This is a genomic window from Clostridium sp., assembly GCF_016650095.1.
Classification (GTDB): Bacteria; Bacillota; Clostridia; order Clostridiales; family Clostridiaceae; genus Clostridium_AD.
On record NZ_JAENWL010000102.1, the window covers coordinates 1 to 10,207 of the forward strand.

Here is a 10,207-nt window from a genome sequence, read left to right on the forward strand (position 1 = left end):
GAATAGGGGACGCGGATATGCAAAAGAGGCTCTTAGACTTACTATAGACTTTGGTTTTGAGGAACTGAATTTGCATAGAATAGAGCTTACTGTGCTTGAATACAACGAACCTGCTATAAAATTATATGAGAGATTAGGCTTCAAAAGAGAAGGGGTCTATAGAGAATTTATACATAGAGATGGCAAGAGGTATGATATGTATTTATATGGAATGCTGAGGCCGGAGTGGGATAGCATGCAAGTAAGATAAACACAAAAACACAGCAGATTATAATCTGATGTGTTTTTTGAATTTAATACGTTTTAAATAATTTAAGCTACCTAGTTTTTATTTCTAGTTGCTTGTTGGTTTGCAGCCTGTACTCCAGCATTTCCATTATTCTTATATCCATTATCGGAATTTCTACTATCTTTCATAGTAGAAATGGTGCTTTCCTTCTTTGCTGCAATTCCACTAGCCATGGAACTCCCTGCATCAGGACCAATACCTTCGCTGTTAGGAATAAAGTTTTGATTTTTAGCTACAATATTTTTATTTTGGCTCATAAAAACAACCCCTTTATTAATTCTATTTTAATATGGTGCCCATAATATAAATTACTTATGCTAAAATATATTGTAAAGTAATATTTATAAAATATATTGATTTGTTAAGTAAAGAATGGGTATAATAGTATTATTAAGTTTTATAAAATTTTTAAATATTAATGCAAATTATAAATATTATTATATAAGGAGTAAAAGCGCTATGACGAAAAAAGTTACAATGCAAGATGTTGCGAATAGAGTTGGAGTTTCCAAAGTCACAGTATCCAAGGCACTTAGAGGTAACAAGGATATTAGTGAAAGTATGAAGGAAAGGATAAAGCAGGCTGCTGCTGAGACAGGGTATGTTTTTAATTCAGATGGAAAGTCAAAAGTAAATGAGAGTACTAAATGTATAGGGATAATTTCAGCAGAACGTTATTATGGACAAGAAGGTTATTTTTATATAGATCTATATAGAATCATTTCTAACTATTTGGAAAGGGTACATTATACTTGTATGTTTCATATATTAGATTTTGATAATGAAAAAAATCAAGTAATTCCAACAATGCTAGAAGATAAAAAGGTTGATGGATTAATTATTCTGGGTCAAATTTCTAAGGAATTTGTTAAAAAAATAGTAAAGCTTAATGTCCCTTTAGTATTTTTGGATTTCTATTATGATAAAGTTAATGTAGACAGTATTAATACAGATAATTTTTTCGGAACTTATGAAATTACCAATAATCTTATTGAAAAAGGTCATGTAAATATAGCTTTTGTGGGAAATTTAAATTTGACTAGTAGTATTCAAGATAGATTTTTAGGCTATTATAAATCTATTTTAGAGTATAAGTTATCTTTTAAAAACAGTTGGATTATTAATGATAGAACCGATGATAACATATGGATTGATATTTCTCTTCCTGAGGATATGCCGACAGCATTTGTGTGCAATTGTGATAAAACCGCATTACTATTAATTGAAAAACTTAAAAGCTCAGGATATAGAGTGCCTGAGGATTATTCTGTAGTAGGATTTGATGATTCAATACACGCTATCCAATCTAATCCGAAAATTTCAACTGTTAAGGTTGATTTGGATGAGATGGCAAGGGTGGCTATAAAAATGATTTCAAAAAAGATAAATGATGTAGAAACTCAATATGGGAGAGTAATGATTAAAGGTAAACTTGTAATTAGAGATTCTATAAAAAAAGTAAATTGAAATATGATTTAAAAAGCCTAAGTTAGAGAACTTAGGCTTATTTATATAAAGACTGTAAAGTTACAATTATCATCTATGAAACCCTTACAAAGGTTGGTATTAAAGGGTTTGTCTAAATATATATTATTATATGATTTATCTGTATTTTTCTTGACAATATGTAATCGTTGTCGTAAAATATAATTGTAACGCAACAATAACGTTACACAATATACTTAAGGGGGAAAAATATGAAAAAAGTAATTAGTTTGGTTTTGTTTGCTACCATGTCAATGGGTGTATTAGCCGGTTGTGGTAAAAATACAAATACAGATCCAACTCCAACTGAAGGTAAAAAAGATGTAACACTGACCGTGTTAACCAACAGAACAGACATTATAAACACTGATCTTGCAAAATTCGGAGATGAGTATAAAGCAAAAACTGGGGTAACTATTAAATGGGAAGGTATTACCAATTATGATGGAGACGTAAAAATTCGTTTAAATTCAAAAAATTATGGTGATGTACTTTTAGTACCAAATGGAATTGCAAACTCAGATCTTCCACAGTTTTTTGAGCCACTCGGAAAAAATACAGACGATAAACTAAAAGATTATAATTATACTGATGATAAAGCAATTAAAAATGAAGACGGTTCATTTACCACTTATGGATTAAGCTATGGAATGGGTGCTAGTGGAGTGGTTTATAATAAAGCAGCTTTTAAGAAAGCGGGGATAGAAAAATTTCCAACAACCTTAACTGGTTTATATGAAGCAGCTTCAAAGCTAAAAGAAGCAGGGATTGTACCATTGGCTACTAATTTTAAAGATAAATGGCCTTTGCAAGAATGGGATTATATGGCGATTCCAATGTCCGGTGATGGAAGTTACTACAATACTATATACAAAGAGACGGCTCCTTTCTCAGAAGACAAGCCAAATGGTAAAGCACTTAATGTTCTTTACAAGTTTGTAAGCAATGGATGGGTAGAGCCAGATCTTACTACTACCAATTGGGAACAATCTAAAACTGATCTTGGACAAGGTAAAGTCGCAATGATGTTTTTAGGTACTTGGGCAATACCACAAATGCAAGATAATGCAACAAATAAAGAGGATATTGGATTTGCAGCAATACCTGTTGATGATTCAGGAAAACTTAGTGCAATTGCATCACCAGATTGGCGTTTAGCAGTTAGTAAGGCTAGTGAAAATAAAAAAGAAGCACAAGATTTCTTATTTGCTTTCATAGATTCTAGTTTTGCTAACGATAATGGGTTTATCCCAATAAAGAAGAATGCAGAATCTACTAATCCAGTTATAAAAGAGTTTACGACAGGCGCAGAGCTTTTATTCACATCTCCAGGACCAAATGGGGATGAAAGTGATAAAAGGGATAAAATAGCAAATAAAGCTGCAATAGATTTTTATGGAGGTATTTATGTTCAAAAGGTTGCTATAGCGGCGAAAAATAGTAAAGCTGATTTTGATAAAGCTATAGAAGATTTAAATGCTAAATGGGCAAAAGCTAAAAAAGATCTTAATTATTAAATACAAGGAGGGGTGTTCCCTCCTTATTTTTAAAATATGAAAAAAGGTTGTGGACAGATGTTTGGAAAGCTGAGTTATAAAAAACAGGAAAAAGTTGTAATATTTTTTTTCCTGTTAATTCCGTTACTTTTTTTAGCCACATTTACATTTATACCAGCTATGAGTTTAATTTATTACAGTTTTATAGAATGGAATGGGTATAGTGCTGTTAGGAAATGGGTTGGTTTTTCTAATTATATAGAAATATTTAAGAATCCTACTTATTTTATAGCTTTAAAAAATAGTATTTATTATTTTTTCGGTGGGTTTGTTCAATTATTTATTGCATTTTATTTTGCTATTATATTAAACGGAAAAATGAAAGGGAAAAGTTTCTACAAAGCCGTAATGTTCTTCCCATATCTTCTTAATGGTGTAGCAATATCTTTAATATTTGTTTTCTTTTTAAGGCCGGATGGAACATTGGATAGTATATTGAACCTTTTAGGTATAGGTAAATATATCCATCAGTGGCTTGGAGATATTGGTATTATAAACTATTCCTTAGCATCTGTTTCTATATGGAGATATGTGGGCTTTAATTTTATAATATTTTTAGGTGCTATACAGTCTATTTCAGGAGAAGTAATGGAAGCTGCAGATTTAGATGGAGCTACTGAGTGGCAAAAGGTAAAATACATAATATTCCCTAGTGTTAAAAAAATTATAGAATTAAATCTTATCCTTGCCATAGCTGGAGCAATAGGTGTATTTGAGATTCCATATATAATGACAGGTGGAGCAAATGGCAGTAACACATTTGTTATTCAAACTGTAAATACTGCCTTTCAATTCCAACAGGTGGGACTCGGATCTGCGATGGCTGTAATAATGCTTTTAATTGTAGCAACAGTAACAATCATTGAAAAAATGTTTTTTAAGGAGGCAGATTAATATGCAAAAGGAGAAATATGTATTTGAAAAAAGTAGACATGTTATATTGATTATAATTAAGTATATATCTTTAATATTGGCAGCTATTGTTGTTGTAGCTCCAGTAATAGTAATATTATTTGCCGCTTTTAAGACTCGTAGTGAATTTAATATTTCAGGAAAACTTACGCTACCTAATAGTTTCTTGTATTTAGAAAATTTTAAGACCGCGTTTACTGATGGAGGAATGATTACAGGACTTAAAAATACTATTTTTATTATGGCAATGTCATTAACAGGTACAATTCTGTTTGGAGCAATGGTTGCTTATGTATTAAATAGATTTGAATTCTTTGGTAAAAAACTGATTTTCGGAGCTTACCTTGTGGCAATGCTTATACCAATTGTGACAACTCAAGTTGCAACTTATAAAATTGTAAGTTTTCTGGGCCTTGTTGGTACGATATGGGCTCCTATAGTGCTTTATTTGGGAGCAGATGTAATGAGCTTGTATATTATGCTTCTATTTATGGATTCGATACATGTAAGCCTTGATGAAGCAGCTAAGCTTGATGGTGCTTCTTACCCGTATATATTTTTTAGAATAATACTTCCGAATTTAAAACCAGCAATTGCGACAGTTGCAATAATTAGAGGAGTTACAATATATAATGATTTTTATATTCCATTTCTTTATATGCCTGACCAGAAGCTTCAGACACTATCAACTTCCCTTTATAAGTTTATGGGGCCTTACGGAGGGCAATGGAATATAATATGTGCAGGAATTATTTTAATTATTATTCCAACTTTAATTGCATTTTTATCAATGCAGAAATATATATACAATGGGTTTGTAAATGGCTCAGTTAAATAAGGCACATTCCTATAAATGACTGATAGTTTATTCATTTCACGTGCCTTAATATATATTTTTAGAAACTTTAGATAGGAGATTTTTAAATGCTAAATTTATCAAAAGAAATTCACAAGGAATTGAATCAACGTATATTTCCATTTTGGAGTAGTTTAGCCGATTATGATAATGGTGGTTTTTATGGATATGTAGGGTATGATGGTAAGATTAATAAAGAGGCAGAAAAGGGCGCTATTTTAAATGCTCGAATTTTGTGGTTTTTCTCAGCTACTTACTGTTTAGATAAGAAAAATGAAGCATTAGAGCTTGCGAGTCATGCATATGACTTCATGAAGGACAAGCTTTTTGATGATAAGTATGATGGATTATATTGGATGGTGGATTTTAAGGGACAACCTACAGATAATAGAAAACATATATATAATCAGGCTTTTGGTATATATGGGTTGTCACAGTATTATAAAGCGACAGGAAAAGAGGAAGCTCTTGATATTGCAAAAAAACTATTTCATTTAATAGAAAAAAAATGTGAGAATTCTAATGGATATTTAGAAGAATTTGATAGAAAATGGAATGAAAAAGAAAATGAGATGCTTAGTGAAAATGAAGTCATATCTGATAGAACTATGAACACTCATTTACACGTATTAGAAGCCTATACTCTGCTATACGAAGTTTCAAAAGATGATAAGGTCCGCGAAAGGCTATATTATCTTCTTGACCTAATAAAAAATAAAATATATTCAGAGAAAAGACAAAGCCTAAAGGTGTTTTTCGATGAGAAGTGGAATGAAACTATCAATTTGCAATCTTATGGGCATGATATTGAAGGCTCTTGGTTAATTGATAGAGCGGCAGAGGTGCTAGGAGACGTTAGTTTAATACAAAGTACCCATAATTATACACAGAAAATTGCTGAAAATATTTATAATAAGGCATATTCGCCCTTAGGTGTAATTAATGAGACTGAAAATGGAATTACTGATACAGGAAGAGTGTGGTGGGTGCAAGCTGAGTCTATTATAGGATTTTACAATGCTTATGAAAAAACAGGAGATAAAAAATATCTAAAAGCAACAGAGGAACTTTGGAAGTATATTAAAAATAGTGTGGTTGATAAAAGGGAAAACAGTGAATGGTTTTGGAAGCTTTCGGAAGATAATTCTCCAATACCTGATATGCCAATTGTTGAACCTTGGAAATGTCCATATCATAATGGAAGAATGTGTATAGAGATTATTGAAAGGATGGGGAAGCTAAGTGAAGAAAAAATATCTTGAGGAACTTGAAAAATACGATAATCTCATTAATAGAAAAAATCCAGAGTCACAAGCGGAATACAATGGTATTTATAAGAGGTATAAATACCCAGTATTAACTAGAAAACATGTTCCACTTAGCTGGAGATATGACTTAAATGAAGAAACTAACCCAAACTTTATTGAAACTTTGGGCATTGATGCAGTATTTAACCCAGGTGCAATTGAATTAAATGGGAAATTTTATTTAGTAACTAGGATGGAAGGTAGTGATCGTAAATCTTTCTTTGCTATAGCTGAAAGCGAGACTGGAACTTATAAATTTGAATTTATTGACTACCCTGTAGTAATTCCAGATACCTGTCCTAACGAAACGAATTTATATGATATGAGATTAACTAAGCATGAAGATGGATTTATTTATGGTGTATTTTGCTCAGAAAGAAAAGATCCTAAATCAGCACCTGGTGATCTTTCTTCAGCAATAGCTGAAGCCGGAATAGTGAGAACAAAAGATCTTAAATGCTGGGAAAGAATGCCTAATCTAAAGACTCCGTCGCCGCAACAAAGAAATGTAGTGTTACATCCTGAATTTGTAAATGGGAAATATATGCTATACACTCGTCCTATGGATGGATTTATTGACACAGGAAGTGAAAGTGGAATCTGTATTGGATATTGCGATACTATGGAAAAGGCTGTTATTGAAAAAGAGATTGTACTAAGTCCTAGAAAATATCATACAATTACAGAATCAAAAAATGGTGCTGGATGTGTTCCTATAAAAACAGAAAAAGGTTGGATTCACATTGCACACGGGGTAAGAATTACAGCAGCAGGACTTAGATATGTTATTTATTTGTTTGTGACAGATTTAAACGACCCTGAAAAGGTAATCGCAGCTCCAGGTGGCTATTTAATTGCACCTTTTGGAGAAGAAAGAGTTGGAGACGTATCAAATGTAGTATTTACAAATGGTGTTATAGCTAGGAATAATGGAGATGTTTTCATATATTATGCGTCCTGCGACACTAGAATACATGTGGCAACTACTAATATTGACTTGCTTTTAGAATATGCATTTGCAACACCAACAGATCCATTGCGTTCTGCAGAGTCAGTAAAGCAGCGTATTGAACTAATCAAAAGAAACTTGGAAGGAGGATTTTGCAATGAGTAAAGTTTTCATATTAGGTGAAGTGATGAAAAATATACCATGGCAAGATAAACCGGTAGGCTTCGATAGGGTAGTGTGGAGACATGACAAAAATCCAATAATAGGCTGGAATCCAACCCCAAAAACTGCTCGTGTTTTTAATAGTTCAGTAGTGCCCTATGCTGATGGTTTTATAGGGATATTTAGAGCAGATCATAAAAATGGTAGGCCGCAATTGCACCTAGGATATAGCGCGGATGGCTTGAAATGGGATATTGAAAATGAAGAAATTCATTGGAAGGATGAGGAGGGTAAACCGTTTGAACCTTCTTATTCTTATGATCCTCGCTTAGTTAAAATAGATGATATTTATTATATTATATGGTGCACAGATTTTGCAGGGGCCACTTTAGCTATAGGAATGACAAAAGATTTCAAGGAATTTACTAGAATTGAGAATCCATTTATTCCGTTTAATAGAAATGGCGTACTATTTCCAAGGAAATTAAATGGTAAATACATGCTATTAAGTAGGCCTAGCGACAGTGGACACACGCCTTTTGGAGACGTTTTTATCAGTGAGAGCCCAGATTTAGTTCATTGGGGAAAACATAGAAAAGTTATGTCTAAGGGAGGAGCTGGATGGTGGCAAGCAACTAAGATAGGTGCAGGTGCGGTACCAATAGAAACAACTGAGGGATGGCTGCTTTTTTATCATGGTGTTTCTGGAACTTGCAATGGGTTTGTGTATAGCGTTGGAGCAGCGATACTTGATATAAATAACCCCTCTAGGGTTTTATATAGAACAAGGGATTACATTCTTACACCTGAGAAAGATTATGAAACTACAGGTTTTGTACCAAATGTAACTTTCCCTTGCGCAACGCTTCAAGATAGTGAAACAGGAAGAATTGCAATATACTATGGTGCTGCTGATACCTATTTAGCAGTTGCATATGCCAAGGTAGACGAGCTTGTAGATTATATAAAAGCCAATTCGGAGCTAGTACCAGGAGATGCAGAAGAATATAGATAGTTTTATAATTAAATAGAATAATTTAAATCCTTAGATCATTTTTAAAAACGATTTAAGGATTTGTTTATTTTATGAAATCGGAGGTATAATATTATGGAATACATTAAAGGATTTACTTGGGGTTCATTTAATCATAGGGGAGCATATATTGAAGAACAAGCATCAAACTCACTTAAGCTCATGGTAAAACGAACTGGAATAAATTCAGTAGTGCTTGCACCTGCTGGTGTACAAAAGAGTGCACAATCCTTATATATTGATTATTGTGGTGAGTATACAGTTAGTGACGAAGAATTGATTTTGACTATAAATAAATGTCATAAACTAGGACTGAGAGTTATATTAAAGCCTACTGTAAACTGTTTGGATGGCACTTGGCGAGCACATATTAATTTTTTTGATATAGATGTGCCATGTGAACCTAAATGGAGTGAATGGTTTGGAATGTATGACGAATTTATTCTTCATTATGCAAAAATAGCTGAGGAGACTAATTGTTTTATGTTTGTGGTTGGGTGTGAAATGGTGCAGGCTCAAAGAAGAGAACAGGAATTTAGAACTTTAGTTTCAAAGGTAAAAGAAGCTTATAGTGGTTTAGTTACTTATAATACTGACAAGTACCAAGAGGGAGAAGTTAAATGGTGGGACGCATTAGATGTTATTTCCTCAAGCGGATATTATCCTATTAATGATTGGGACAATCAATTAACACGGATAAAAAAAGTTGTTGAAAAATATAATAAACCATTCTTTTTTATAGAAGCTGGATGTCCTAGTAGAATAGGGTCTTCATTAGTTCCAAACAATTGGGAACTTCAGGGTGGACCTAGTTTAAAAGAACAAGAAAAATACTATGAAGTTATGTTTGAAAAAACTAAGGATGCAATGTGGATTCAGGGCTTTGGATTATGGGATTGGCAGTCAAAATTATATGAGGAAGATAAGGCTAAAAATGATAACGGTTATGACGTTTATGGAAAACCAGCTGAGAAAATAATTAAAAAATTCTACGACTCTAAATAATTAAATTTTATTTTTTTATGCGTTTATTGTCTTCATCAACGTGCTAAAAAGAATCGTGAATCTAGTAAAGAAGATTATGAATTTAGAAAATCAGAAAGTGACGTGGACACGGTGGTTAATTTAGCATTTTTTTCAGGCGTAAAAACTAGAAATGTATCTAAAAACTTTAGAGGCGGTAGTCTTGTTGCTATTTTTGGTGGTATTGATTTGGACCTAAGAGATGATTTTCTTTTAAATAACGGTAGATAACGAGCATAGCGTGTATAAAGGTATACCTAAGAAAAATTCTTAAATATGCCTATTTATCTGCGTTGCCCTTTAGCAAAGAAAATAGCAGGAGTTATAATATTATAACTTCTGCTATTTATTTTTATATTAATTCATTCGTTTTATGAATAGGTCCATTTAATGTAATCATAATCAAGCTATTTTTTTTCATTCCATTACTCCATAAAATAGTATACTTACCTACCATCTTTACCTGGTTTAACCACCTGTTTTTGTTTAATTCTTTACCATTTAGAGATTTTGTAGGATATGTTAATTGTCTGTAAGCTAGACCGTTTTCTTTAATTACATATACCTTAAATACAACCTCACCATTATATACGGTAGATAACCGTTGATGATGGGAACACCTATAAATAAAGGCA

The 10,207-nt window shown here is 32.4% G+C and carries 12 protein-coding genes; 10 read left to right on the forward strand and 2 right to left on the reverse strand.

Annotated elements, in window-relative coordinates; translation table 11 throughout:
• Positions 1 to 250, forward strand: a 250-nt coding sequence (locus JJE11_RS08035; RefSeq protein WP_291634364.1) for a GNAT family protein, incomplete at its 5' end; no start/stop codon positions are given.
• Positions 251 to 321: 71 nt separating this feature from the next.
• On the opposite strand, the gene JJE11_RS08040 is transcribed toward JJE11_RS08035, so the two are convergent.
• A complete protein-coding gene (locus JJE11_RS08040) occupies positions 322 to 546 on the reverse strand; it encodes a hypothetical protein (protein WP_291634365.1) in 225 nt (74 codons plus the stop codon).
• A gap of 202 nt (positions 547 to 748) precedes the next feature.
• Here JJE11_RS08040 and JJE11_RS08045 point away from each other — a divergent pair, with 202 nt between their 5' ends.
• From JJE11_RS08045 to JJE11_RS08085, 9 genes are all read left to right on the forward strand, one after another.
• Positions 749 to 1,756, forward strand: a complete 1,008-nt coding sequence (locus JJE11_RS08045; RefSeq protein WP_291634367.1) for a substrate-binding domain-containing protein — start codon at positions 749 to 751, stop codon at positions 1,754 to 1,756.
• A gap of 230 nt (positions 1,757 to 1,986) precedes the next feature.
• A complete protein-coding gene (locus tag JJE11_RS08050) occupies positions 1,987 to 3,291 on the forward strand; it encodes an ABC transporter substrate-binding protein (RefSeq protein ID WP_291634369.1) in 1,305 nt (434 codons plus the stop codon).
• Between the two features lie 36 nt (positions 3,292 to 3,327).
• Positions 3,328 to 4,224 (forward strand): carbohydrate ABC transporter permease, encoded by an 897-nt coding sequence (locus JJE11_RS08055; protein ID WP_291634371.1) that lies wholly within the window; start codon positions 3,328 to 3,330, stop codon positions 4,222 to 4,224.
• Between the two features lies 1 nt (position 4,225).
• Positions 4,226 to 5,080, forward strand: a complete 855-nt coding sequence (locus tag JJE11_RS08060; RefSeq protein ID WP_291634373.1) for a carbohydrate ABC transporter permease — start codon at positions 4,226 to 4,228, stop codon at positions 5,078 to 5,080.
• An 86-nt stretch (positions 5,081 to 5,166) separates the two neighbouring features.
• Entirely contained in the window at positions 5,167 to 6,360 is a 1,194-nt protein-coding gene (locus JJE11_RS08065; RefSeq protein ID WP_291634375.1) for an AGE family epimerase/isomerase, read from the forward strand.
• Positions 6,341 to 7,519 (forward strand): glycosidase, encoded by a 1,179-nt coding sequence (locus JJE11_RS08070; RefSeq protein WP_291634377.1) that lies wholly within the window; start codon positions 6,341 to 6,343, stop codon positions 7,517 to 7,519. Before JJE11_RS08065 ends, JJE11_RS08070 begins: the two co-directional genes overlap by 20 nt.
• On the forward strand, positions 7,512 to 8,531 hold the full coding sequence (locus tag JJE11_RS08075) for a glycoside hydrolase family 130 protein (RefSeq protein ID WP_291634379.1): 1,020 nt from the start codon (positions 7,512 to 7,514) through the stop codon (positions 8,529 to 8,531). The genes JJE11_RS08070 and JJE11_RS08075 overlap by 8 nt, the downstream gene beginning before the upstream one ends.
• A gap of 93 nt (positions 8,532 to 8,624) precedes the next feature.
• Complete coding sequence (locus JJE11_RS08080) at positions 8,625 to 9,554, forward strand: 1,4-beta-xylanase (RefSeq protein ID WP_291634381.1); 930 nt, start codon at positions 8,625 to 8,627, stop codon at positions 9,552 to 9,554.
• A gap of 102 nt (positions 9,555 to 9,656) precedes the next feature.
• Positions 9,657 to 9,803, forward strand: a complete 147-nt coding sequence (locus JJE11_RS08085) for a hypothetical protein (RefSeq protein ID WP_291634382.1) — start codon at positions 9,657 to 9,659, stop codon at positions 9,801 to 9,803.
• A 121-nt stretch (positions 9,804 to 9,924) separates the two neighbouring features.
• Here JJE11_RS08085 and JJE11_RS08090 read toward each other — a convergent pair.
• On the reverse strand, positions 9,925 to 10,207 hold a 283-nt coding region (locus JJE11_RS08090), incomplete at its 5' end, for a hypothetical protein (RefSeq protein WP_291634384.1).